Annotated in this window: 20 protein-coding genes; 18 read left to right on the forward strand and 2 right to left on the reverse strand. The window is 41.3% G+C overall.

The window, feature by feature from the left end; translation table 11 throughout:
* The first annotated feature begins 34 nt into the window (after positions 1 to 34).
* The 18 genes from BHV72_RS01720 to BHV72_RS01805 all read left to right on the forward strand — a co-directional run bounded on the left by BHV72_RS01720 (position 35) and on the right by BHV72_RS01805 (position 24,093).
* A complete protein-coding gene (locus BHV72_RS01720; protein WP_005680152.1) occupies positions 35 to 1,393 on the forward strand; it encodes an IPT/TIG domain-containing protein in 1,359 nt (452 codons plus the stop codon).
* A gap of 27 nt (positions 1,394 to 1,420) precedes the next feature.
* Positions 1,421 to 4,531 (forward strand): SusC/RagA family TonB-linked outer membrane protein, encoded by a 3,111-nt coding sequence (locus BHV72_RS01725; RefSeq protein WP_286853840.1) that lies wholly within the window; start codon positions 1,421 to 1,423, stop codon positions 4,529 to 4,531.
* 16 nt (positions 4,532 to 4,547) lie between these two features.
* Positions 4,548 to 6,569 (forward strand): RagB/SusD family nutrient uptake outer membrane protein, encoded by a 2,022-nt coding sequence (locus BHV72_RS01730; RefSeq protein ID WP_286853842.1) that lies wholly within the window; start codon positions 4,548 to 4,550, stop codon positions 6,567 to 6,569.
* Positions 6,570 to 6,590: 21 nt separating this feature from the next.
* Entirely contained in the window at positions 6,591 to 7,583 is a 993-nt protein-coding gene (locus BHV72_RS01735; RefSeq protein WP_005677434.1) for a DUF4973 domain-containing protein, read from the forward strand.
* A 452-nt stretch (positions 7,584 to 8,035) separates the two neighbouring features.
* Positions 8,036 to 8,956, forward strand: coding sequence for a tRNA (adenosine(37)-N6)-dimethylallyltransferase MiaA (miaA, locus tag BHV72_RS01740; RefSeq protein WP_005677431.1), 921 nt, complete (start codon positions 8,036 to 8,038; stop codon positions 8,954 to 8,956).
* 57 nt (positions 8,957 to 9,013) lie between these two features.
* Positions 9,014 to 9,940, forward strand: a complete 927-nt coding sequence (locus BHV72_RS01745; RefSeq protein ID WP_022042697.1) for a diacylglycerol/lipid kinase family protein — start codon at positions 9,014 to 9,016, stop codon at positions 9,938 to 9,940.
* Positions 9,941 to 10,019: 79 nt separating this feature from the next.
* A complete protein-coding gene (gene kdsA / locus BHV72_RS01750; RefSeq protein ID WP_005677429.1) occupies positions 10,020 to 10,820 on the forward strand; it encodes a 3-deoxy-8-phosphooctulonate synthase in 801 nt (266 codons plus the stop codon).
* A gap of 79 nt (positions 10,821 to 10,899) precedes the next feature.
* Positions 10,900 to 13,737, forward strand: coding sequence for a M16 family metallopeptidase (locus BHV72_RS01755; protein WP_005677428.1), 2,838 nt, complete (start codon positions 10,900 to 10,902; stop codon positions 13,735 to 13,737).
* A gap of 16 nt (positions 13,738 to 13,753) precedes the next feature.
* Positions 13,754 to 15,247: a DUF5687 family protein gene (locus BHV72_RS01760; protein ID WP_182317076.1), complete on the forward strand. Its 1,494-nt coding sequence runs from the start codon at positions 13,754 to 13,756 to the stop codon at positions 15,245 to 15,247.
* A 38-nt stretch (positions 15,248 to 15,285) separates the two neighbouring features.
* Positions 15,286 to 15,990, forward strand: a complete 705-nt coding sequence (locus BHV72_RS01765) for an ABC transporter ATP-binding protein (protein ID WP_005677426.1) — start codon at positions 15,286 to 15,288, stop codon at positions 15,988 to 15,990.
* A 30-nt stretch (positions 15,991 to 16,020) separates the two neighbouring features.
* Positions 16,021 to 16,533 (forward strand): C40 family peptidase, encoded by a 513-nt coding sequence (locus tag BHV72_RS01770; RefSeq protein WP_005677425.1) that lies wholly within the window; start codon positions 16,021 to 16,023, stop codon positions 16,531 to 16,533.
* A gap of 34 nt (positions 16,534 to 16,567) precedes the next feature.
* Positions 16,568 to 17,452 carry a TraB/GumN family protein gene (locus BHV72_RS01775; protein WP_286853860.1) on the forward strand — a complete coding sequence of 295 codons (885 nt, stop codon included), beginning with the start codon at positions 16,568 to 16,570 and terminating at the stop codon, positions 17,450 to 17,452.
* Between the two features lie 38 nt (positions 17,453 to 17,490).
* The gene (locus BHV72_RS01780; protein WP_005680144.1) at positions 17,491 to 18,126 is read left to right on the forward strand and encodes an HAD-IA family hydrolase; all 636 of its coding nucleotides are present in this window, start codon (positions 17,491 to 17,493) and stop codon (positions 18,124 to 18,126) included.
* Positions 18,127 to 18,341: 215 nt separating this feature from the next.
* Complete coding sequence (rplU, locus tag BHV72_RS01785) at positions 18,342 to 18,659, forward strand: 50S ribosomal protein L21 (RefSeq protein WP_005677419.1); 318 nt, start codon at positions 18,342 to 18,344, stop codon at positions 18,657 to 18,659.
* A gap of 23 nt (positions 18,660 to 18,682) precedes the next feature.
* Positions 18,683 to 18,946 (forward strand): 50S ribosomal protein L27, encoded by a 264-nt coding sequence (gene rpmA, locus BHV72_RS01790; RefSeq protein WP_005677416.1) that lies wholly within the window; start codon positions 18,683 to 18,685, stop codon positions 18,944 to 18,946.
* Positions 18,947 to 19,091: 145 nt separating this feature from the next.
* Positions 19,092 to 20,366: a serine--tRNA ligase gene (gene serS, locus BHV72_RS01795; RefSeq protein ID WP_005677413.1), complete on the forward strand. Its 1,275-nt coding sequence runs from the start codon at positions 19,092 to 19,094 to the stop codon at positions 20,364 to 20,366.
* A 79-nt stretch (positions 20,367 to 20,445) separates the two neighbouring features.
* The gene (gene gluP, locus BHV72_RS01800) at positions 20,446 to 21,657 is read left to right on the forward strand and encodes a glucose/galactose MFS transporter (RefSeq protein ID WP_005677411.1); all 1,212 of its coding nucleotides are present in this window, start codon (positions 20,446 to 20,448) and stop codon (positions 21,655 to 21,657) included.
* A gap of 144 nt (positions 21,658 to 21,801) precedes the next feature.
* A complete protein-coding gene (locus BHV72_RS01805; protein ID WP_286853869.1) occupies positions 21,802 to 24,093 on the forward strand; it encodes a bifunctional dihydroorotate dehydrogenase B NAD binding subunit/NADPH-dependent glutamate synthase in 2,292 nt (763 codons plus the stop codon).
* A gap of 89 nt (positions 24,094 to 24,182) precedes the next feature.
* Here BHV72_RS01805 and panD read toward each other — a convergent pair whose 3' ends face one another.
* Together panD and panC are read right to left on the reverse strand one after the other, a co-directional pair.
* Positions 24,183 to 24,536 (reverse strand): aspartate 1-decarboxylase, encoded by a 354-nt coding sequence (gene panD, locus BHV72_RS01810; protein ID WP_005677409.1) that lies wholly within the window; start codon positions 24,534 to 24,536, stop codon positions 24,183 to 24,185.
* An 18-nt stretch (positions 24,537 to 24,554) separates the two neighbouring features.
* Entirely contained in the window at positions 24,555 to 25,400 is an 846-nt protein-coding gene (gene panC / locus BHV72_RS01815) for a pantoate--beta-alanine ligase (RefSeq protein ID WP_005677408.1), read from the reverse strand.
* Between the last annotated feature and the right edge of the window lie 93 nt (positions 25,401 to 25,493).

The following is a 25,493-nucleotide window of genomic DNA, read 5'->3' on the forward strand; positions in this document are numbered from 1 at the left end:
AAATTATCACGAACTCATGTAATATTTAAACTTTATGAGAAATACATTAATTTTTTTCCTAATTTCTTTATTGATTATTGGTTGTAAAGATGAAACTACTACAACTAGTACAATTCACGATCCTTCAAAACCGGTTCAAATTACAGGTTTTGAACCTACGGAAGGAGGAGCTCGCACAAGATTGTATATCCAAGGAAATAACTTTGGAAGTAATACAGATGATATAAAGGTAAAAATCGGCGGTTTACCAGCCAAGGTTATAGGTAGTAATGGAAATATTATATATTGTATGGTTCCTTTCAAAGCCTCAGAAGGAACTATTGAAGTAAGCATAAAAGGGCAAGACCCCATTACTGCGGCAGAGAAATTCAATTATGTTTCCAAAACGATTGTCGGAACCGTAGCCGGCTATGTGGATGAAACCGGTAAAGTAAAGGTTCAGGATGGTTCATTTAAAGAGGCCGGCTTTTCCGGTCCGGGATATATGACTGTTGACCCGAAAGACCCAAACGTACTTTATGTGGTCGATGGAAACAGGTATGGCGGGACAAGTATCAGAGTACTGGATTTAAAAAAGAAGGAAGTCTCAACATTATTGACCAAAGGACAGGGTAACTGGGAAAGTATTCGTACCATAGATTTCACTTTAAGCGGTGACACTATGTTGATTACAAATCAGCAGGATACTGAAAATGCCATAGGTATTTCTTATACTACCAGAGCAAACGGTTTTAAGAAACCACAACCTCTTGTTATCGGAAGAAAAATCGTTTCTGTTGCGGTACATCCCAACGGGGAGTTATATTATGTAAAGAGAAAGACCGGAGAACTTATCCGTTTTGATATGCAAACAAAAGAAGAAAAGGTTTTATATGCCTTAGGAGATGGCGAACCGATGTTTTTTATCTTTATGCATCCGTCGGGCAATTACGCTTATATCTCATTCTCCCAATGGAAGACAATATTGAAAATACCCTATGACTGGAAGAGCAAGACGCTTTTAACCGCCAGTATATTATGTGGCCAACAAAAACAGGAAGGATGGCTTGACGGTCAAGGAACAAATGCCAAGTTAGGTAATCCGGCACAAGGCGTATTCATAAAAAACGAGCAATATATAAAAGAGGGCAAAGATGATATTTACGATTTTTATTTCACAGACTCTTCGATACACTGTATTCGTTATGTAACTCCCGAAGGATTTGTACACACATACGCCGGTCGTGGCAGTCAGGGGGTTAACAATAACCCTAATGGTTATGTAGATGGTGATTTAAGGCAAGAGGCGCGCTTTAATTATCCTTTCGGAATACACTACGATGAAGTAAATAAGATATTTTACATTGGTGATATCGAAAACTATAGAATTAGAAATATAGCGAAAGATGAATAAATTTTTAATATTAAAATGTTACCTCGAATGAAAAACATTATTATTATTTTCTTTTGTATGTTTATGCTGGTGTTTCAGGCAACGGCACAAAATCATGCAGACGTAAAAGAAATAGAAGTATCAGGTATTGTACTCGATTCAAATAAAGATCCTCTTATAGGTGCTAATATTGTAGTAAAGAATGTGCCTGGACTTGGTGTGATAACCAATATTGACGGAAAATTCAAGATAAAGGTGGAGTTATATCAACGTCTTATCGTTTCATACATTGGTTTTGAGAGTCAGGAGATACTTATAAAAGATAAGAAAACACTGACTGTGATAATGCAAGAGTCAAAATCTAGTGTATTGGATGAAGTTGTGATTACCGGAACAGGAGAACAGAAAAAGATAACCGTTACAGGAGCTGTTTCTTCTGCTAATATAGCACATCTGAATGTTTCTCCTTCAGGAAATCTTGTTAATGCCTTGGCAGGAAATGTTCCCGGTGTATTATCCATGCAGAGCAGTGGAGCACCGGGCCAAAATACTTCCGAATTCTGGATCCGTGGTATTTCTACTTTTGGTGCCAAAACAAGCGCCCTTGTACTTGTCGATGGTTTTGAAAGAGATATGGATGATATCAGTATTGAAGATATTGAATCGTTTCAAGTATTGAAAGATGCTTCAGAAACCGCCATTTATGGTGCCCGTGGTGCAAACGGTGTGGTATTGATAACTACCAAACATGGTAAACCCAGTAAGATTACCATATCTGCCAAGGCGGAAACTTCTTATAATACCAGAACCATAACACCGGAATTTATAGATGGACCCACTTACGCATCTTTGATAAATGAGGCAAGAATCACAAGAAACGAAGAACCGGTTTATCAGCCTGATGAACTGTATATATTGAAGAACGGACTCGACCCTGATTTACTGCCTAACGTAGACTGGATGGATGAGATTTTGAAGAAAGGAGCCATGACATACAAGGCTTCACTCAACATCACCGGTGGTAGTACAAACACACGTTATTTTGTATCTGCCAGCTATGTGGAAGAAGAAGGTATGTATAAAACGGATAAAGAAATTGAAAAGCAATATAATACCAATGCCAATGCCCGCAGATGGAACTATCGAATGAATGCGGATATAGACATTACTAAATCTACTTTATTAAATGTCGGCATATCCGGAATGTTGAAAAAGGTAAATGATACCGGACGAGGTTCGTCGCTTGTGTGGAACAGCCTTATGGGACAGACTCCGGTGTCCATTCCTAAAGTTTATTCGAACGGTTATTTCCCGGCATCAGAATATAACGAAAATTATCGTGACAATCCTTGGATTGCGTCTACACAGACTGGTTACAGACAAAACTGGACTAACCAAATACAGACCAACGTGACCTTAAATCAGAAACTCGATTTCATAACCGAAGGATTGAAGTTTATCGGACGTTTTGGCTACGATACAAACAACTCTAATTATATAAACAAGTTGAAAGCGCCGGAAAGATGGAAAGCGGAACGTTTCAGAGACAGTGAAGGTAATTTGGTCTTCAAGCGACTGAATGAGGAGCAAAAGATGACACAAAGTGCAGGAGGTAGTGGCGACCGTCATGAATTCTTTGAGGCAGAGTTGCATTATAACCGTGTTTTCAACAAACATCATCATGTAGGTTCTGTATTGAAGTATAATCAGGATTCAAAAATACGTACTTATAATCTGGGTGACGATTTGAAGAATAGTGTTCCCGTTCGTCATCAGGGATTCTCAGGACGCTTCACCTATAACTGGAAATATCGTTACTTTGTTAATTTCAACTTCGGTTATACGGGATCCGAAAACTTTGCTGTAGGTAATCAGTTTGGTTTTTTTCCCGCTTTCTCTATGGCATGGAATATAGCAGAAGAACCGTTTATACAGAATAATTTCAAATGGCTGAATATGTTTAAGGTACGTTATTCTTGGGGTAAAGTAGGTAATGACAATGTATCGGTACGTTTCCCTTATATGTACACTATCGGAAGTTTCAAGAACTATCAATGGGCCGATTTTGGCTTTAACCAAAGTTATAGCGGACTTACTTATACAAGTGTGGCATCAAACGGTATAAGCTGGGAAATAGCCAAGAAGCATGATATTGGTTTGGACCTCGTATTGTTCAACGAACGTTTTTCTCTTACCGTAGATTATTTCAATGAAAAAAGAACCGGCATTTTCATGTCAAGAGGTTCATTGCCTCTTACTGTGGGACTTTATGATGGTGACAAGCCTTATGCTAATGTAGGAAGCGTAATTAACAGAGGTTGGGACGGTAACTTTTCATTCAATCAGAACATCGGAAACGTGGGCCTTACCATCAGAGCTAATGCTACTTATAGTGATAATGAAATTCTTGAAAAAGATGAAGGCCATAAGCTATATCCTTATTTGTATGAAACAGGTTTCAGTGTAAGCCAGTCAAGAGGATTGATTGCTCTCGGATTGTTCAAGGACTGGGACGACATAAGAAACAGTCCTACACAGAACACTTGGGGAAGCGTTGAACCGGGAGATATCAAATACAAGGATGTGAACGGTGATGGAGTGATAAACGATAATGACCGCGTGGCTGTAGGAAACACCAACAGACCGAGTTTCGTTTATGGTATGGGTATTTCTGCCAATTGGAAGGGGCTTGACGCAAGTGTCCATTTCCAAGGAACCGGTAAATCTTCTTTCTTCATCAACGGTGTATTGGTGCATCCTTTCAGCCGCGGAACTTGGGGAAATGTATCTACGGATGTTGTCAATTCAAGCCGCTGGATTTCAAGAGATATTTCGGGCGACCCAGCAACCGAAAATCCGAATGCCGTATATCCGAGACTTAAATTTGGAGGAGAAAATAATGTGAACAACAACCAGTATTCCACACATTGGTTGAGAAACGGTTCTTATCTTCGTCTTAAGACAGTAGAAATAGGATATACTTTACCCAAAAATATAGTAAGCAAGATACGTTTTAGTAAAATAAGACTATTCTTTACCGGAACAAACTTGTTGACTTTCTCTAAATTCAAATTGTGGGATCCGGAACCAAGAAGCACCGATGGTAGTTTCTATCCTATTACAAAATCTGTTACATTTGGTTTGAATGTTAGTTTATAAAGAAACACTTACGAATATGAAACTTATAAGAAATATATTATTGATTGCAACAGGCTTGAGTATGGCTTCGTGTAATTATCTTGATGTGAATACCGATACCAAGGACAGAATGTCACTGGAAGAAGTCTTTACCGATGAAACCTATACGGAACAATGGCTTGCCAATGCATACAGTTACTTGTCAAACAGTGAATTTGCCGATATCAGCATCACCGGTGCAAACCCCTTTAATTTCAGTGACGATATCTATAATCCCATTTACAAGAGTTTTAAAGAAGTGACTTATGGTGAAGAGCAATGGCCGTATACATGGAAATACAGTTACCAAGGGATACGTCAGGCCGCTATCTTTATTCAGAATGTGGATATGTGCAATGAACTGACCCCGGAGGAACGTGCAGACTATAAAGCTCAGGCTCGTTTTGTACGTGCTTATTATTACTGGAAGCTGTTACAGAAATATGGTCCTGTGCCCATTGTACCTGAAGAGGGCCAGGATTACACTGACAGTTATGAAGCTCTTTCAATACCTCGCAACACTTACGATGAATGTGCCGATTACATTGCTTCAGAAATGGCCCTGGCTGCAAAGGATCTTCCTTTGAAGCGTGAATTGATGTCTGTGTCACGTCCCACAAGAGGTGCTGCTTTGGCTGTACGTGCTAAAGCACTATTATATGCAGCCAGTCCGCTAATGAACGGTAACACCGATGGATATGCCGAAAAGTTGGTGGATGACAAAGGCAACCGACTTCTTGCTGCTACCTATGATGAAAAGAAATGGGCAAGAGCAGCTGCTGCGGCAAAAGACGTGATTGACCTTAAAACCTATAATCTGTATGTGGCCTATAAACGCACTGAAGGATTTGACGGTTATCCGGTTACACTGCCACCGTATGACGACAAGAATTTTGCAACAAAGTCTTGGCCTAACGGATATAAGGACATAGACCCGTTTGAATCATACCGTTCGGTCTTTAACGGTGAGCTGTCAACAGTAGAAAACCCTGAATTGATATTTACACGAGGAAACAATCAGGGTAGTTATGGAGTGAACTATATGGTCTTTTATCAACTTCCGGTTAGTAAAGCTAAAGGAAACAATACAACTTGTGTGACCCAAAAACAATGTGATGCCTATTATATGAAAGATGGCAAAGACGTTCCGGGCAAAGATATTGAAATTGGCCGCGGCGATGGTTCTTCAAAAAGGCCTACTGGTTTTGTCACCGCAAGTGACGTGAGCAAAGGACTTTATAAGCCACTGGAAGAAAATGTATCACTTCAATATGCTAATAGAGAACCCCGATTCTATGCATCGGTAGCATACAACGGAGCGACCTGGTGGCTGACAAATGCGACACTGAGCAGTGATAGAGGCCCTTATAGAAGCTGGTATTATCGGGGCGAGACGGAAGGTATGTCCAATACCGAAAACTGGCTTCAAACCGGTATAGGCTTGATGAAGTATGTACGTCCAACAGATACCAATGATGACAAGAACATAAATGGTGAATTTTCTCATATCTCAAAGAAGGCGGATCCTTTGATAAGATATGCCGATATCTTGTTAATGTACGCTGAAGCATTGAATGAACTTGATGGTTCATACCAGATTGAGACTTGGGATAACTCTGGTACTCATAGTATTTCACGTAATGAGGATGAACTGAAGAAAGGAGTACAGCCTGTAAGAATCCGTGCCGGAATACCTGATTTTACGCCAGAAGAGTATGGTAATAAGGAACTATTCCGTAAGAAAATCAAACGCGAACGTCAGATTGAACTTATGGCTGAAGGGCAACGCTATTTTGATTTGAGACGTTGGAAAGACGCTAAAGATGAAGAATCTCTGCCTATGTACGGATGTAATGTTTTTATGACAAAAGGAGAACGCGACTTGTTCTATAAACCGGTTCCTGTTTCTGATGTTTTGACCTGTTTTGCCGAGAAAACTTATTTTTGGCCTATCGACCGCTCCGAGTTGGAAAAAAATGTGAGATTGACTCAAAACCCGGGTTGGCAGAGTGAAAAGTAATTACTATTAAAAAAAACGATTATGAAGAAAAAAAATATCTCTTTGCTTTTGGTTACGTTACTTGTAATGCTGAGTTCTTGCAGCGAATTTTATTCAGATGAGCAATATGAACACTATGTTTCGTTCAAAGCTCCTACATCTACCGTATCTCGTATCCGTTTGAAGTATAGAAAGGGACAACCTTCTCCCTATCGTCTTCCTCTTATAGTGGCCGGTTCCACGATGAATAATAAAGACATCGATGTACATGTAGGTATAGATAACGATACACTCGACATCTATAACTATGAACATTACTATGAACGGGAAGATTTGTACTACAAACAGTTACCCGAGAATTTTTATTCTATTCCGAATTATGACATACATATTCCGGCCGGCGAATGTCAGGCTCTGATGGATATCAATTTTAATTTTAACGGGCTTGATTTGTCGGAGAAGTGGGTTTTGCCCCTTATCATAAAGGATGATCCTTCTTATAATTACACCTCTCATCCACGGAAAAATTTCAACAATGCTCTACTATGGATAACTCCTTTCAATGATTTCTCGGGAAACTATGGAACCACGGCTTTGAATGTTTTTCCCGAAGATACCAACAAACCACTTGTAGTTGACACTCGTGAAGCATACGTGGTTGACGAAAATACCATATTCTTCTATGCGGGTGCTATAAAAGAAAAAAGAACCGACCGTAGAAAATTCAAAATTTATGCGACATTTAATCAGGACCCGGATGACAAAATGAAAGGTACGGTAGAGTTGAGGGCAGAAAATCCAAACATTGAATTTGAATCGAAGAAGCAAGCAACGTATGAGATTTCTGAAATGATGGATGCCTCACGGCCTGCCCTGATGCGCAGAACCGTTACGATAAGAGAACTTAATTATACATTTGTAGATCCATGGGAAACTCAGGGATACACGGCGCATTACAGAGTTGAAGGAAGCATGACCATGCAACGCAATATCAATACGCTGATTGATGACGAAGAATTTGCCATAGAGTGGTAAATTCCCATGTCTTAATATTATTAATGCGAACCAAATACTGATTCGCATTAATAATATTAAGACATGGGAATTTACCGTTTAAAAGTAAAATACATAAAATCACCCTTATTCCTTGATTGAAAAAGTAAAAAACAGACTTTTGAAAGCCTCATATATTTTTCTTCCTTATAATTGAAACAAACACTTAGACTTTTATAAAGCACTGCTTTAGACTACCTAAAGCTATGCTTTACGTTCTCTAAAGCGGTGCTTTATATTCCACCAAGCGGAAGGTTATATAACAATAATGAAGGGGAGGTAATAGACAGGAAGAAATAGAACGATCGACACAGCTACCGGATAAAGAAAGTGCAGTAAAGGTATGAATGTAGCATTTCAACCAAAAAAAACAACTGAATACCAAGCAGGTGAAAATTATTTCGTAATTTTGCAGATGTAGAAAAAATAAAACTATGCCGAACTATGATTTAATCACCATATTAGGACCTACCGCCTCAGGCAAAACTCCGTTTGCCGCTGCTTTGGCCTATGAATTGAATACAGAAATTATCAGTGCCGACTCCCGTCAAATATACAGGGGAATGGATCTCGGCACCGGAAAAGATTTGGCCGATTATACGGTCAATGGACATAAAATCCCGTATCATCTGATTGATATAGCCGCTCCCGGATACAAATACAATGTTTTTGAATATCAACAAGATTTTCTGGTTTCTTACGAAACAGTCAAACAAAAAGGTTGTCTCCCCGTTTTATGTGGAGGGACAGGGATGTATTTGGAATCAGTCTTAAAAGGTTATAAACTAATGCCCGTACCGGAAAATCCGGAGTTGCGTACCCGTTTGGCAAGTTATTCTCTTGAAGAACTGACGGAAATTTTAAGCCAATACAAAACGTTGCATAACTCTACGGACGTAGACACAGTGAAACGTGCCATTCGTGCAATAGAGATTGAAGAATATTATGCCGCCCACCCAGTCCCCGAACGGGAATTTCCGAAGCTGAACAGCCTCATCATTGGCGTAGACATCGAACGAGAACTACGCCGCGAGAAAATTACGCTACGATTAAAACAGCGGTTGGATGAAGGTATGGTTGATGAGGTACGACAACTGATCAGAGAAGGAATTTCACCGGAAGATTTAATATATTATGGTCTGGAATACAAATACCTGACGTTATATGTCACAGGACAAATGACATACGAAGAGATGTTTAACGGATTAGAAACTGCGATTCATCAATTCGCCAAACGGCAGATGACTTGGTTTCGCGGCATGGAAAGACGAGGATTTACTATTCATTGGATAAGCGCGAAACTGCCAATGGAAGAAAAGATAGCGTTTGTGAAAGAAAAACTGCAGGGGAATTAGTATCTTTGGCAGTGAAATATAGTGAGATTTTTAATATTGTAGGATAGAAATACGGATATGAGTGTAGAACCGAAGAAATGGGGTGTGATTTACAACCCGAAAGCTGGTACCCGAAAGGTAAAAAAACGCTGGAAAGAGATCAAGGAATACATGGACAGCAAAGGCGTCGACTATGACTATGTGCAATCCGAAGGTTTCGGTTCAGTAGAACGTCTCGCTAAGATTTTAGCCAACAATGGTTATCGTACGATTGTCGTTGTGGGCGGTGACGGTGCGTTGAATGACGCTATCAACGGCATTATGCTATCCGATGCAGAGGATAAAGACAATATCGCACTTGGCATGATTCCGAACGGCATCGGGAATGACTTTGCCAAATATTGGGGACTCAGTACCGAATACAAGCCAGCTGTCGACTGTATCATTAATCATCGACTCAAGAAAATAGACGTAGGCTATTGCAACTTCTACGATGGAAAAGAACATCAACACCGTTACTTCCTCAACGCTGTTAATATTGGACTAGGCGCACGAATCGTCAAGATTACCGACCAGACAAAGCGTTTCTGGGGCGTAAAATTCCTGTCGTATGTTGCCGCCTTGTTCTCTCTGATATTCGAACGTAAGTTGTACAGAATGCACCTCCGCATCAACGACGAACATATCCGTGGACGCATCATGACGGTATGTGTGGGAAGTGCCTGGGGCTGGGGACAGACACCGAGTGCCGTTCCTTACAACGGCTGGCTGGATGTATCTGTGATCTATCGCCCGGAATTCCTGCAAATCATTTCCGGATTGTGGATGTTGATACAGGGAAGGATTCTGAATCACAAAGTCGTGAAGTGCTATCGGACAAAGAAAGTGAAAGTACTCCGAGCACAAAGTGCTTCAGTAGATCTGGACGGACGGATACTGCCGAAACACTTTCCTCTGGAAGTAGGCGTTCTCCCGGAAAAGACCACGCTTATTATCCCGAACTAAGAAAACAAACACGCCTCCTCTAAACAAGGAGATACCTGTATTACCTATATAATGTAACTTATAATTTGTAATTAACAATATGATCGAACTTAAAAACAATCCTGCCGGTAACTTCTTTCTGCTGGCCGGCCCATGTGTTATAGAAGGTGAAGAAATGGCCATGCGCATTGCCGAACGAGTAGTCAAAATCACCGAAACATTGCAAATTCCTTACGTATTTAAAGGTTCTTACCGCAAAGCGAACCGCTCACGTCTGGATTCATTCATGGGTATCGGTGATGAAAAAGCCCTCAAAATACTGAAAAAGGTACATGATACTTTCGGAATCCCTACCGTAACGGACATCCATGCTGCCGACGAAGCTAACATGGCAGCCGAATACGTAGACATACTTCAAATTCCGGCATTCCTCAGCCGCCAAACCGATCTGCTCGTAGCCGCAGCCAAAACCGGAAAGACCGTTAATATCAAGAAGGGACAATTTCTTTCTCCAATGGCAATGCAATTTGCCGCAGACAAAGTAATAGAAGCCGGCAACAAGAATGTTATGTTGACCGAACGCGGAACAACTTTCGGTTATCAAGACCTTGTAGTGGACTACCGAGGTATTCCTGAAATGCAATCATTCGGATATCCTGTCGTGCTCGATGTCACTCACTCACTACAACAACCGAACCAAACAAGCGGAGTGACCGGCGGTATGCCGCAACTTATAGAAACTATTGCCAAAGCGGGCATAGCCGTAGGGGCAGACGGTATCTTTATCGAAACACACGAAAATCCCGCCGTAGCCAAAAGCGACGGTGCCAATATGCTGAAGCTTGATTTATTGGAAGGATTGTTAACAAAATTAGTAAGGATACGCCAAGCCATTAAATAACTCTTTTTCTGCCTGTTTGTGATTTACCATAGACAATCACGACAGATAACACAGAAACTTTTATTAAATTAAATAGAACATGAAACATTTATTACGTGGATTATTTATTGCAGTCCTTATCATATGCTGCAATTTCCAGTCCGTTTTTGCACAACCCATGCAACAAATGCCTGTGGACAAAAATGTCCGTATCGGCAAACTGGATAACGGACTTACTTATTACATCCGACACAATGCACTCCCGGAAAAACGCGTAGAATTCTACATCGCACAAAAAGTAGGTTCTATTCTGGAAGAACCACAGCAACGTGGCTTGGCTCACTTTCTGGAACACATGGCTTTCAACGGGACCAAACATTTCCCCGGCGATGAAACCGGACTTGGAATCATTCCCTGGTGTGAAACTAAAGGTATTAAATTCGGAACAAACCTGAATGCCTATACCAGTGTCGACCAGACCGTTTACAACATCAGTAACGTACCGACAGAAAACCAGAATGTGGTAGATTCCTGCCTGCTTATCCTACACGACTGGTCGAGCGCTATCAACCTTGCCGACAAAGAAATCGACAAAGAACGTGGTGTAATCCGCGAAGAATGGAGAAGTCGCAACAGTGGTATGCTACGCATCATGACTGATGCACAGGCTACTATGTATCCGGATTCTAAATATGCCGACTGTATGCCTATCGGCAGTATTGACGTTATCAACAACTTCCCTTATCAGGATATCCGTGATTACTATGCTAAATGGTACCGTCCCGATTTGCAGGGAATCGTTATCGTCGGTGACATCAACGCTGAAGAAATGGAAGCCAAGTTGAAAGAGGTATTCAAAGACGTAAAAGCTCCGGTAAACCCTGCCGAACGTATTTACTATCCGGTAGCAGACAATCAGGAACCGTTGATCTATATCGGCACAGACAAAGAAGTTGCCAATCCTTCTATCAACATCTTCTTCAAACAAGATGCAACGCCAGATTCTTTGAAAAATACGATTTCTTATTATGCTACACAGTACGTACTCAACATGGCTATCAATATGCTGAATAGCCGTTTGAACGAACTCCGCCAAACAGCCAATCCTCCTTTTACCGGTGCCGGTGCAGGATATGGAGAGTATTTCCTTGCCAAGACCAAAGAAGCATTCAGCCTTACTGCAAACAGCAAGATTGACGGTGTAGACTTGGCGATGAAAACTATTCTGGAAGAAGCAGAACGTGCACGTCGTTTCGGATTCACTGAAACTGAATATGAACGCGCGCGTGCTAACTATATGCAAGCTATGGAGTCTGCGTATAACGAACGTGAAAAAACAAAAAGTGGTAACTATGTCGATGAATATGTGAACAATTTCCTCGATAAAGAACCGATTCCGGGTATCGAATTCGAATATATGCTTGTACAGCAGATGGCTCCGAACATTCCTGTGACGGCCGTCAACGAATTGATGAAACAGCTGGTTACTGATAATAACCAAGTAGTACTGCTCGCGGGTCCTCAAAAAGAAGGTCTGAAATATCCGACGAAAGAGGAAATTGCAGCTTTATTGAAGCAGATGAGTTCATTCGATTTGAAACCATACGAAGACAAAGTTTCCAACGAACCTCTTATCTCTGAAGACATTAAAGGCGGAAAGATTGTTTCCGAAAAGGCCGATGACGTTTACGGCAGCACAAAACTAGTGCTTTCTAACGGTGTAACAGTCTATGTGAAGCCTACAGATTTCAAAGCTGACCAGATCATGATGAAAGGTGTAAGCCTTGGTGGTACCAGTGTATTCCCGAACGATGAAATCATCAATATTTCTCAATTAAACGGTGTAGCTCTGGTAGGCGGTATCGGTAATTTCAGCAAAGTAGACTTAAGCAAAGCCCTTGCCGGTAAACGTGCTTCCGTAGGAGCCGGTATCGGTAATACAACAGAAACAATTTCAGGTAGCTGTTCTCCGAAAGATTTCGAGACAATGATGCAGTTGACTTACCTGACATTCACTTCTCCGCGCAAGGATAATGAAGCATTCGAATCATACAAGAATCGCCTGAAAGCACAGCTTCAAAACTCAGACGCTAACCCGATGACGGCATTCAGCGATACAGTGACACGTGCTCTATACGGTGACCATCCACGCGCTATCAAGCTGAAAGAAAGCATGGTAGACCAGATCGACTATGACCGTATCCTCGAAATGTACAAAGACCGCTATAAAGATGCAAGCGATTTTACTTTCTATCTGGTAGGAAACGTAAACCTAGAACAGATGAAACCGATGATTGCAAAATATCTGGGTGCTCTGCCTTCTATCAACCGCAAGGAAACATTCAAGGATAATAAGATGTACATTCGCAAAGGGGAATACAAGAATGAATTTGCAAAGAAACAGGAAACGCCAATGGCTACCATCATGTTCCTATACAGCGGAACTTGCAAATACGACCTGCGTAGCAATACACTACTCAGCTTCCTTGATCAGGCATTAGATATGGTTTACACCGCTGAAATCCGCGAAAAAGAAGGTGGCACGTATGGCGTAAGCTGTAACGGAAACCTCAGCAAATATCCGAAGGAAGAACTGGTACTTCAGATTGTATTCCAGACTGACCCAGCTAAGAAAGATAAACTGTCTGCTATCGTTGTGGAACAATTAGAAAAAATGGCTAAAGAAGGTCCATCTGCCGAACACATGCAGAAGATCAAAGAATATATGTTGAAGAAATACAAAGACGCTCAGAAAGAAAACGGCTATTGGCTAAATAATCTGGACGAATATTTCTACACAGGTATTGACAATACGAAAGACTATGAAAAGTTAGTCAACAGCATTACAGCCAAAGAAGTACAAGACTTCCTTGCCAAGCTGCTGAAACAGAACAACGAAATTCAAGTCGTTATGACTATGCCGGAAGAAAACAAATAAAAATTCTTTTGTATAGATGATGATACTCAACGAACTACGTAAACACGGAAGACTTGCCGCCAGAAGACACCCGATGTATGAAAAGAACAAAGTTGCTAAAATACTCGGTTATGTCATGGCTGCATTTTGGGCCGGTTACCTGATATTTTTCGGTACGACATTCGCGTTCGGTTTCTCAAATATGGTTCCCAACCGAGAACCATATCATGTAATGAACGCCGTTGTTCTGATCTTTATTCTGGCACTGGATTTCCTGTTGCGTGTTCCGTTACAAAAAACACCGACACAGGAGGTAAAACCTTACCTCCTGTTGCCGGTTAAACGAAATCGTGTCATCGACTTTTTACTTATCCGCTCCGGACTTAGCCTATTCAACCTATTCTGGTTGTTTATGTTTGTCCCTTTTTCTTTCATTACTATTACTAAATATTTTGGAATTCTCGGTGTTATCACCTATCTTATTGGTATCTTACTGCTGATTCTTGCTAACAATTACTGGTACTTGCTGTGCCGTACACTCATCAACGAACGTATTTGGTGGGTTCTATTGCCCATTGTTTTTTATGGTGGAATAGCCTGCCTCCTTTTTATTCCCGAGGACAGTCCTCTTTTCTATTTCTTTATGGACTTGGGAGACGGGTATATCCAAGGAAATATTCTCTATTTTCTCGGCACTATACTTGTGATAGTCACTTTGTGGCTGGTTAACCGCAAGCTTATGTCGGGACTTATCTACGCAGAATTGGCCAAAGTAGATGATACACAAATCAAACACGTCTCGGAATATAGATTCTTCGAACGCTACGGAGAAGTCGGCGAATATATGAGACTAGAACTGAAAATGCTTTTACGTAACCGCCGTTGCAAAAGTTCTCTACGCAGTGTCGCTATCGTGGTGGTAGCTTTTTCCTGTGCACTCAGTTTCTCAAGTGTCTACGATGGACGCCTGATGACTTCTTTCATCTGCGTATACAACTTTGCTGTATTCGGAATGATTATCCTGTCACAGATTATGTCGTTCGAGGGCAATTATATCGACGGATTGATGTCACGCAAAGAATCTATTATGAGCCTGTTGAAAGCTAAATATTATATATATAGTATTGGCGAAATCATTCCTTTCCTACTCATGGTTCCCGCTATCATTATGAATAAACTGACATTGCTGGGAGCTTTTGCCTGGTTCTTTTATACGATCGGCTTCATCTATTTCTGCTTCTTCCAACTGGCTGTTTACAATAAACAAACTGTGCCGCTAAACGAAAAAGTAACGAGCCGCCAAACCAATAGTGCAATACAAATGTTAGTAAACTTCGGAGCATTCGGTGTGCCGCTTATCCTATATAGCCTGTTAAACTCACTTTTAGGAGAAACAATTACTTACACGATCCTACTGATCATCGGTTTAGGATTCACCCTGACTTCTCCGCTATGGATAAAGAATGTATATCATCGTTTCATGAAACGGCGATATGACAATATGGAAGGTTTCAGAGACAGCCGCCAATAGACATACATGGGTCATTAATTATATAAACATTGAAAATCATGATTACCATTGACAAGCTCAAAAAGAATTTCGGTGAAAAGATTGCCGTAGATATAGAACACTACGAAATCAATCAAGGCGATATGCTCGGATTGGTGGGAAACAACGGTGCGGGGAAGACGACTCTCTTCCGGTTAATGCTGGATCTGCTGAAAGCGGACAATGGGAAAGTAGTTATAAATGATATTGATGTAAGCTTAAACGAGGACTGGAAAGCCTTCACCGGTGCTTTTATCGACAGTGGTTTTTTGATTGATTATCTGACCCCGGAAGAATATTTCTACTTCATCGGAAAAATGTATGGATTAAAGAAAGAGGAGGTAGATGAACGCCTCGTTCCTTTCGAACGCTTCATGAACGGGGAAGTAATGGGACAAAAAAAATTAATCCGTAACTATTCTGCCGGAAATAAACAAAAGATCGGTATAATCTCCGCCATGCTTCATTATCCACAATTATTAATATTGGACGAACCGTTCAATTTCCTCGACCCGAGTTCGCAATCCATTATCAAGCATCTGCTCAAAAGATATAATGAAGAACATCAGGCTACGGTTATCATTTCCAGCCATAACCTGAACCATACTGTAGATGTGTGTCCGCGAATTGCTCTGCTGGAATACGGAATTATCATTCGGGATATAATTAATGAAGATAATTCTGCAGAAAAAGAGCTGGAAGCGTACTTCAATGTAGAAGAATAAATATCATCAACAAAAAAGGAAAGGCAGCCGATGAAGATTAACTTTAAACTCTTTTTCATATTGGTAGGGCTAACCGTCATTTTCAGCTCCTGCCGCACATCCGCCCCCCGTCTGGATTATCAGGCACTGGCGCGAGCTTCTGTCTTATTGGGTATAGACATCAACTTGGAAGACGACCATAAACTCTACCTAGAAGCTGCCGACTGGATAGGAGCCCCTTATCGTGGCGGTGGAGATTCGAAAAGAGGGACCGACTGTTCAGGCATGGTTTATCAAATCTATCGGAAAGTATATCGTATCCAAGTGCCACGAAACACAGAAGAACTGAAGAATAAGAGCAACAAAGTAGCTAAACGAAACCTCAAAGAAGGTGACTTGGTATTCTTTAGCAGTAATCGTTCTAGAAAGAGAGTAGCTCATGTAGGCATTTATCTGAAAAGTGGGAAATTCATTCATTCCAGCACAAGTCGCGGGGTAATCGTCAGTAGGCTAAACGAAGACTATTATCTCAGGCATTGGATCAGCGGTGGTAGAATACGTTAACAATCAAATCATTCACTCTTATTGAAATAAATTTATGAAATCATTTATCGGAGCAGTACTATTTATCTGTGTAGCGTTTAGCGCAAACGCCCAACTTTTATGGAAAGTATCCGGCAACGGACTAAATCAGCCCTCTTACATTATAGGTACACATCACTTGGCACCATTCAGCATTATGGACAGTATTGCCGGACTTCAAAAAGCAATGAAAGAAACCCAACAAGTATATGGAGAGCTGAAAATGTCGGAAATGCAGTCACCGGTCACCATGCAGAAAATGCAACAAGCTATGATGATCGCCAACGACAGTACGCTGTCCACCCTCCTCTCCCCTGAAGACTTTGCAACGGCTAACAAATTCTGCAAAGAAAACCTGATGCTAGATTTAAGCGCAGCCCCCAAACTGAAACCTGCATTCCTGCTGAACAACGTAGTAGTGGCAGCATATGTAAAACATATAGGCAAATTTAATCCTCAAGAACAGCTAGATACCTTCTTCCAATCACAAGCTACCCAAAACGGGAAAAAAGTAGACGGACTAGAAACTGCGGAATTTCAATTCAATTTATTATTCAATGGTTATTCGCTGCAACGGCAAGCACAACTGCTAATGTGTACGATCAACAACATCAATACAGAAGTGGAAAGCCTGAAAAAACTCACTAACGCCTATATGCGACAGGACTTAAACCAAATGTTTCGTATCAGCGAAGAGCGTAAAGGTAATCAATGTGACCCGACTCCCGGTGAAGAAGACGCAATGATTTATAATCGCAACAAGGCATGGTCTGAAAAACTTCCGGCTATTATGAAAACAGCTCCTACTTTTATTGCAGTTGGTGCCCTGCACCTTCCCGGTGACAAAGGATTGCTAAACTTATTAAAAAAACAAGGATACACGGTAGAACCTGTAAAATAAGAAAAGATTTTAGTACTTTTGCGGAAAAGTTCTCCCCAATGAATTATAAAACCTATTTATTCGATTTCGACTATACACTAGCCGATTCGTCACGTGGTATCGTTAAGTGTTTCCGAATTGTGCTCACCCGCCACCAGTATTTAACCGTTACCGATGAAGCAATCAAACGTACTATCGGCAAAACATTGGAAGAATCTTTCAGTATTCTTACCGGAATCACCGACCCAATACAACTCGAAGCTTTCCGACAGGAATACAGATTGGAAGCCGATGTACACATGAATGTGAACACCCAGCTTTTCCCCGACACGTTATCTACACTGAAAGAGCTGAAGAAACGGAGTGCCCGTATCGGAATTATCTCTACTAAATACCGATTTAGGATACTGAGTTTCCTCGAAGAGTACCAACCGGAAGATTTTCTTGATATAGTGGTAGGTGGAGAAGATGTCAAAGCTGCAAAACCTTCACCAGAAGGAGTCAAATTTGCCTTGGAACATTTGAGAAGTACCCCGAAAGAAACTTTGTATATCGGAGACAGCATTGTAGATGCGGAAACTGCTCGGAATGCAAGAGTCGATTTTGCAGGCGTACTCAACGGAATGACTACCGCTGACGAACTTCGCGCTTATCCGCACCGAATAATTGTGAAAAATCTTAGCGATTTACTTTAAAGTCCCCCTTAATAGTTGACAACGAAGTTTGTGCATACTATTCTATAAATGAGCAAAGTAATAGCAACACAACTAAAAAAACAAAAGAAATATTTGTTGAAAACAAATAAAAACAGTACTTTTGTGCCCGATTATTCCGCAACGGGTTTGATAAAGAGTTCTCTAAGTGATTAAAGACCACCCGCCGGAGCTAACTTATACATTTATTATATAAGATGTACGCAATTGTAGAAATTAACGGTCAGCAATTCAAAGCAGAAGCTGGTCAGAAGTTGTTCGTTCACCACATCGAAGGTGCAGAAAACGGTTCAACAGTAGAATTTGAAAAGGTTCTTTTGGTAGACAAAGACGGAAACGTAACTGTAGGTGCTCCTATCGTAGAAGGTGCTAAAGTTATTTGCCAGGTTGTTTCAAACTTGGTTAAAGGTGACAAAGTTCTTGTTTTCCACAAGAAAAGAAGAAAAGGTCACAGAAAACTGAACGGTCACCGTCAACAGTTCACTGAATTAACAATCACAGAAGTAGTAGCTTAATCAATTAAAAACAGTAAAAAGAAATGGCACATAAAAAAGGTGTCGGTAGTTCTAAGAACGGCCGCGAATCAGCAAGTAAAAGATTAGGCGTTAAGATATTTGGTGGCGAAGCTTGCAAAGCAGGTAACATCATCGTTCGTCAAAGAGGTACTGAATTCCACCCGGGTGACAACATCGGTATGGGTAAAGACCACACTCTTTTCGCTTTAGTAGACGGTACAGTAAACTTCAAAGTAGGTAAAGAAGACAGAAGATATGTTTCTGTAATTCCTGCAACTGAAGCATAATTGCACAACTGAGAATATTTAAAAGAAGGAGATGTAATCCAAGCGATTGCATCTCCTTTTCTTTTTTAGATATTTTCGTTGCTTGATTGTTCGTTTTTTCTGTATCTTTGCATCCATTAAGTGAAAGTTCATAAAAAGTATAGATATGCTTACCATTAAACAAATTACAGAAAACACAGAGGCGGTAATCCGCGGACTGGAAAAGAAGCATTTCAAAAATGCAAAAGAAACGATAGAGCAGGTTATTGCTCTTAACGACAAGAGACGTAGTACCCAAAATCAATTAGATAAAAATCTGGCAGAAGTTAATTCTCTTTCGCGCACAATCGGACAACTGATGAAGGAAGGCAAGAAAGAAGAAGCTGAAACCGCACGCGCACGTGTAGCAGAATTAAAAGAAGGTAATAAGGAATTGGACGCAACAATGACACAAGCTGCCACCGATATGCAGAATGCACTCTATACGATTCCTAATATTCCTTATGACAGTGTACCCGAAGGTGTAGGTGCCGAAGACAATGTCGTCGAGAAAATGGGAGGAATGGAAACCGAACTTCCCAAAGATGCACTTCCCCACTGGGAACTGGCAAAAAAATATGATTTGATAGACTTCGACTTGGGGGTTAAAATCACAGGAGCAGGTTTTCCTGTATACAAAGGAAAAGGTGCACAACTTCAACGTGCCCTTATCAACTTCTTCCTGGATGAAGCACGCAAATCCGGATATATTGAAATCATGCCACCGACAGTGGTCAACGCCGCTTCCGGTTACGGCACAGGACAACTTCCTGACAAAGAAGGACAAATGTACCATTGCGAAGTAGATGATTTATATTTGATTCCGACAGCAGAAGTGCCTGTTACTAATATCTATCGCGATGTCATCCTAGACGAAAAACAATTGCCTATCAAGAATTGTGCATATACACAATGTTTCCGTCGCGAAGCAGGTTCTTATGGCAAGGATGTGCGTGGCTTGAATCGCCTGCACGAATTCTCCAAAGTAGAATTGGTGCGTATCGACAAACCGGAACACTCCAAGCAATCTCATCAGGAAATGCTCGACCATGTAGAAGGACTGCTGCAAAAACTGGAATTACCCTACCGCATTCTTCGTCTTTGCGGAGGAGACATGAGTTTTACCGCTGCGCTTTGCTTCGACTTCGAAGTATACTCAGAAGCACAAAAACGCTGGTTGGAAGTAAGTTCCGTTTCCAACTTCGACACCTATCAGGCCAACCGTCTGAAATGCCGTTATCGTAGTGGAGAAAAGAAAACTGAACTTTGTCACACCCTAAACGGTTCAGCACTGGCATTGCCACGTATCGTTGCGGCCCTACTCGAAAACAACCAGACACCTGAAGGAATCAAAATTCCGAAAGCATTGGTTCCATACTGCGGTTTCGATATGATAGACTAAGAATTTTTCACTCTTGTAAGAATCAGGTATATCCTTTTCTTACAAGAGATTTTTATATAACCTTTAACACATTTCCCCCATGACAAAAAACACTAAAAGCTTTGTGTTGCCATTGACATTTATTGGCATTATGTTTTTCGCGATTGGTTTCGCACTCGGAATCAATTCATTATTAGTCCCGGTATTACAAAAATCATTAGGAATCTCGAATACGGCTTCTTATCTGATTATCGCTGCGACATTCATTCCTTTTCTAGTTTTCGGTTATCCTGCCGGACTCACAATTAAGGCAATAGGTTACAAACGTACCATGTCGCTGTCTTTCTTTATTTTTGCCATAGCATTCTACCTGTTCATCTTATCGGCAGATCAGGAAAGCTTCACCTTATTTTTGCTGGCTTCTTTTATCAGCGGAGCAGCCAATGCATACCTACAAGCGTCTGTAAATCCATACATCACCATTCTTGGCCCGTTGGATAGTGCAGCAAAACGTATTAGCATAATGGGTATCTGTAATAAGTTGGCATGGCCTATCCCCGCTATCTTTATCGTATGGTTGCTGGGGAAAGATGTCAATCTGATTGGTATCGAAGATCTGAACAAGCCGTTCATTATCATCATCTGTGCTTTTATAGCTTTGGGTATTATGGCATTCTTCGCTCCACTGCCCGAAGTAAAAGCGGCAGGAGAAGACGAAAGCGAGAATGAAGCCGAAGCCTGTCCATATGCTGCCACAAAAACGTCTGTTTTTCAATTTCCTCACTTATTACTAGGCTGCCTGGCCTTATTCCTTTATGTAGGTGTTGAAACTGTCTCATTGGGTACATTGGTCGATTACGCAAAAGAACTTGGACTAGAAGGTGCAGCTAATTATGCCTGGATTGCTCCAATCGGTATTGTGATCGGCTATATCTGCGGTATTATTTTCATTCCGAAATATCTCAGCCAAGCTACTGCGCTAAAAATTTGTTCTATCCTGGCTATTATCGGTTCATTGTTGGTAGTACTAACTCCGAGCCATATATCTATCTATTTTATTTCATTCATGGCATTAGGATGTTCATTAATGTGGCCGGCACTGTGGCCGCTTGCCATGGCCGACCTCGGCAAGTTTACCAAAGCCGGCTCATCATTGCTTATCATGGCAATGTTCGGTGGTGCCGTTATCCCTACCCTGTATGGTTGGCTAAAGGATGTAGCAAGCCCGCAACAAGCTTATTGGCTGTGTTTACCTTGCTTCCTGTTCATCTTGTATTATGGAGTAGCCGGGTACAAAATCCGTACGAAATAAACAGATAGATTCATCTGTATATAGAAAGCCACTCTTCAAAAGAGTGGCTTTTCTTTTTGTTTTTCGTAAAGAAGCTGTATCTTTGCCATAATTTATAACATTCTGTTAGCAGTTACGTAATAAAACCAACAAATTAATTAGATAATGAACAAAATCATTAGCAAGAAACGCTTTTCTGAAAAGGTGTTCAAATTTGAAATTGAAGCCCCTTTAATTGCTAAATCTCGTAAGGCCGGACACTTCGTCATTGTACGTGTAGGCGAAAAGGGAGAACGTATGCCTTTGACTATCGCCGGTTCTGATATAAAGAAAGGCACTATCACCCTGGTGATACAGGAGGTAGGGCTATCTTCTACCCGCCTCTGTGAGTTGAACGAAGGTGATTATATTACAGACGTAGTAGGTCCTCTCGGCCAAGCGACTCACATTGAAAACTTCGGAACTGTTGTTTGCGCCGGTGGTGGCGTAGGTGTGGCCCCAATGCTCCCTATCGTACAAGCTTTGAAAGCTGCCGGCAACCGTGTGATCACTGTATTGGCAGGACGTAATAAAGACCTTATCATTCTCGAAAAAGAAATGCGCAAAAGCTCCGACGAAGTTATCATCATGACGGATGATGGCTCTTATGGTCGCAAAGGACTGGTAACGGAAGGTGTGGAAGAAGTTATCAAACGCGAGAAAGTGGATAAATGCTTCGCTATCGGCCCTGCTATCATGATGAAATTCGTTTGCTTGCTAACCAAGAAATATGAAATTCCCACTGACGTCTCATTGAACACGATTATGGTAGATGGAACAGGTATGTGTGGCGCTTGCCGTATCACTGTAGGAGGAAAAACCAAATTTGTTTGTGTAGACGGTCCGGAATTCGATGGTCACCAAGTAGATTTTGATGAAATGCTGAAACGCATGAGGGCATTCAAAAACATCGAACGAGAAGAAATGCACAAACTCGACACTGTATGCGAAGCTACAAAGGAGACCGACGAAAAAAGCCGTAATGTTGCCTGGAGACAGGAGTTGCGTAAGTCGATGAAAGCCAAAGAACGCACGGCTATCCCGCGTGTTGAGATGAACGAACTCGATGCAAAATATCGTTCACATAGCCGCAAGGAAGAAGTAAACCAAGGGTTGACTGCTGAACAGGCTATAACAGAATCCAAACGTTGTCTCGACTGTGCAAACCCAGGATGTATGGAAGGTTGTCCGGTAGGAATTGACATTCCCCGTTTTATCAAGAACATCGAGCGTGGAGAATTTCTGGAAGCAGCAAAGACATTAAAAGAGACAAGTGCACTTCCGGCTGTTTGCGGTCGTGTCTGCCCACAAGAAAAACAATGCGAATCAAAGTGTATTCATCTGAAAATGAATGAGAAACCGGTAGCTATCGGTTATCTGGAGCGTTTTGCAGCTGATTACGAACGCGAGAGCGGACAAATCTCCGTACCAGTCATTGCTGAAAAGAATGGTATCAAAGTGGCTGTTATCGGCTCGGGACCTGCAGGATTATCGTTTGCAGGTGATATGGCGAAATATGGATATGACGTAACTGTATTCGAAGCATTGCACGAAATTGGCGGTGTACTGAAATATGGTATTCCTGAATTTCGTCTGCCCAACAAGATTGTTGATGTTGAGATTGACAATCTAGCCAAAATGGGAGTTAACTTTATCAAAGACTGTATTGTAGGAAAAACAATTAGTATAGAAGACCTGAAAGAGGAAGGTTTCAAAGGGATATTTGTAGCTTCCGGTGCCGGTCTTCCTAACTTTATGAATATTCCGGGCGAAAACTCAATCAATATTATGTCTTCCAACGAGTATCTTACCCGTGTCAATCTAATGGATGCAGCCAGCGAAGACTCTGATACTCCGATAGCTTTCGGTAAGAATGTAGCAGTAATCGGTGGCGGCAACACAGCCATGGACTCTGTCCGTACGGCCAAACGTCTGGGTGCCGAACGCGCCATGATTATCTACCGTCGTTCGGAAGAAGAAATGCCCGCACGTATCGAAGAAGTTAAACACGCAAAAGAAGAGGGAGTAGAATTTCTGACACTGCACAATCCTATCGAATATATTGCAGACGAGCAGGGTTGTGTAAAACAGGTTATTCTACAAAAAATGGAATTAGGCGAACCGGACGCTTCTGGACGTCGTAGTCCTGTCGCTATCCCAGGTGCTACGGAAACGATTGATATTGACCTAGCTATCGTAAGTGTCGGAGTGTCGCCGAACCCGATTGTCCCTAGTTCTATCAAAGGACTGGAGTTAGGACGGAAAGGAACGATTGCCGTAGATGAGAACATGGCATCTTCTATCCCGATGATTTATGCAGGTGGCGATATTGTACGCGGTGGAGCCACTGTGATTCTCGCCATGGGTGACGGCCGTAAGGCAGCGGCGGCTATGAACGAACAGTTAAAAACAAAGTAGTAACAAGAAAATAGAATAGATAAAAAGAAAAGCCCTGCTTACATTCTGTAAGACAGGGTTTTTCTTATAAAAATATCAAAGATACTTTTTTACTTTACTACTTTGTTCGTCGCAGGGTCGGGGAAAATGACAGACGGTTTAAACGACTTCGCTTCCTCAAAATCCATTAACGCATACGACATGATAATCACAATATCATCCGGTTGTACTTTACGGGCGGCAGCACCATTCAGACAAATTTTGCCGGAACCGCGTTCACCTTTGATAATATAGGTTTCAAAGCGTTCGCCATTATTATTATCAGCGATATACACCTTTTCTCCCGGAATCATGTTTGCCGCATCCAGCAGATCTTCATCTATCGTGATACTACCCATGTAGTTCAGATTCGCTTCCGTGACACGCGCACAATGAATTTTCGACTTCAACACTTCAATCATCATAAGGTTTCGTCTTTTTAGTTATTCTTTATATTTAATGTTATCAATCAGCCGAACTTCTCCGCAGAACACTGTGATACATCCTACTGCATACGAAGTATCTTCCCAATTGGTTATCTTCTGCAATGTATTTCCATCTACTATCTCAAAATACTCCAAACGCAATCCCGGAGCTACGTCAATCGCATCTTCCACCATTTTTTGCGTTTCATTTACTGTATGAGAGGCTGCAAAGTTACGACTTTTAAATAATGTCCGAGAAATATTTAAAGCATTTTCACGTTCTTGTGCAGATAAACGTTTATTTCGGCTACTCAAAGCCAATCCGTCCTCCTCGCGCACAATCGGACAGCCTACAATTTCCAGTTTATACTGCAACTGTCGGACCATTTCACGAATAATCGCTAATTGCTGGAAATCTTTCTCTCCGAAATAAGCTTTATCTGGCTGTGCCGCATCAAACAACTTGCTAACAATCTGACAAACACCATTGAAATGTCCAGGACGGAATGCACCTTCCATTACAGTATCCAATGGAGCATAGCTGAATTGGCGGGTGTCCGGTTCCGGATACATTTCGCTCACAGAAGGAGCAAATACAAATGCAGCTCCACATTCTTCCAACAAGCAGCAATCCGCATCTAATGTACGCGGATATTTCTCCAAGTCGTTTTTATCATTAAACTGCGTGGGATTTACAAAAACACTCACAACAGTTACACCATTCTCACTTACGCTGCGCTTTACCAGAGATGCATGTCCTGCGTGTAAAGCACCCATTGTAGGAACCAATCCTACTGTTTTACCTTGGGCTCTCAGGGCAGTCAATTCGACCTGTAAGTCCTTGATAGTGTGCACTATTTTCATTTTCGTCAATTGGTTTATGTTTTACTCGTTTGCAAAAACTCTGCAAAATAAACTAATATTTGCCACATAAAGAAAGAATATCTTATTTAATGT

The sequence above is a fragment of the Bacteroides sp. 43_46 genome, assembly GCF_001915455.1.
Classification (GTDB): Bacteria; Bacteroidota; Bacteroidia; order Bacteroidales; family Bacteroidaceae; genus Bacteroides; species Bacteroides caccae.

What these genes read in the sequence shown, in the direction of transcription:
- BHV72_RS01720 (WP_005680152.1), top strand. Translation starts at nt 35, where the DNA reads ATGAGAAATACATTAATTTTTTTCCTAATTTCTTTATTGATTATTGGT.
- BHV72_RS01725 (WP_286853840.1), top strand. Translation starts at nt 1,421, where the DNA reads ATGAAAAACATTATTATTATTTTCTTTTGTATGTTTATGCTGGTGTTT.
- BHV72_RS01730 (WP_286853842.1), top strand. Translation starts at nt 4,548, where the DNA reads ATGAAACTTATAAGAAATATATTATTGATTGCAACAGGCTTGAGTATG.
- BHV72_RS01735 (WP_005677434.1), top strand. Translation starts at nt 6,591, where the DNA reads ATGAAGAAAAAAAATATCTCTTTGCTTTTGGTTACGTTACTTGTAATG.
- miaA (WP_005677431.1), top strand. Translation starts at nt 8,036, where the DNA reads ATGCCGAACTATGATTTAATCACCATATTAGGACCTACCGCCTCAGGC.
- BHV72_RS01745 (WP_022042697.1), top strand. Translation starts at nt 9,014, where the DNA reads ATGAGTGTAGAACCGAAGAAATGGGGTGTGATTTACAACCCGAAAGCT.
- kdsA (WP_005677429.1), top strand. Translation starts at nt 10,020, where the DNA reads ATGATCGAACTTAAAAACAATCCTGCCGGTAACTTCTTTCTGCTGGCC.
- BHV72_RS01755 (WP_005677428.1), top strand. Translation starts at nt 10,900, where the DNA reads ATGAAACATTTATTACGTGGATTATTTATTGCAGTCCTTATCATATGC.
- BHV72_RS01760 (WP_182317076.1), top strand. Translation starts at nt 13,754, where the DNA reads ATGATGATACTCAACGAACTACGTAAACACGGAAGACTTGCCGCCAGA.
- BHV72_RS01765 (WP_005677426.1), top strand. Translation starts at nt 15,286, where the DNA reads ATGATTACCATTGACAAGCTCAAAAAGAATTTCGGTGAAAAGATTGCC.
- BHV72_RS01770 (WP_005677425.1), top strand. Translation starts at nt 16,021, where the DNA reads ATGAAGATTAACTTTAAACTCTTTTTCATATTGGTAGGGCTAACCGTC.
- BHV72_RS01775 (WP_286853860.1), top strand. Translation starts at nt 16,568, where the DNA reads ATGAAATCATTTATCGGAGCAGTACTATTTATCTGTGTAGCGTTTAGC.
- BHV72_RS01780 (WP_005680144.1), top strand. Translation starts at nt 17,491, where the DNA reads ATGAATTATAAAACCTATTTATTCGATTTCGACTATACACTAGCCGAT.
- rplU (WP_005677419.1), top strand. Translation starts at nt 18,342, where the DNA reads ATGTACGCAATTGTAGAAATTAACGGTCAGCAATTCAAAGCAGAAGCT.
- rpmA (WP_005677416.1), top strand. Translation starts at nt 18,683, where the DNA reads ATGGCACATAAAAAAGGTGTCGGTAGTTCTAAGAACGGCCGCGAATCA.
- serS (WP_005677413.1), top strand. Translation starts at nt 19,092, where the DNA reads ATGCTTACCATTAAACAAATTACAGAAAACACAGAGGCGGTAATCCGC.
- gluP (WP_005677411.1), top strand. Translation starts at nt 20,446, where the DNA reads ATGACAAAAAACACTAAAAGCTTTGTGTTGCCATTGACATTTATTGGC.
- BHV72_RS01805 (WP_286853869.1), top strand. Translation starts at nt 21,802, where the DNA reads ATGAACAAAATCATTAGCAAGAAACGCTTTTCTGAAAAGGTGTTCAAA.
- panD (WP_005677409.1), bottom strand. Translation starts at nt 24,536, where the DNA reads ATGATGATTGAAGTGTTGAAGTCGAAAATTCATTGTGCGCGTGTCACG.
- panC (WP_005677408.1), bottom strand. Translation starts at nt 25,400, where the DNA reads ATGAAAATAGTGCACACTATCAAGGACTTACAGGTCGAATTGACTGCC.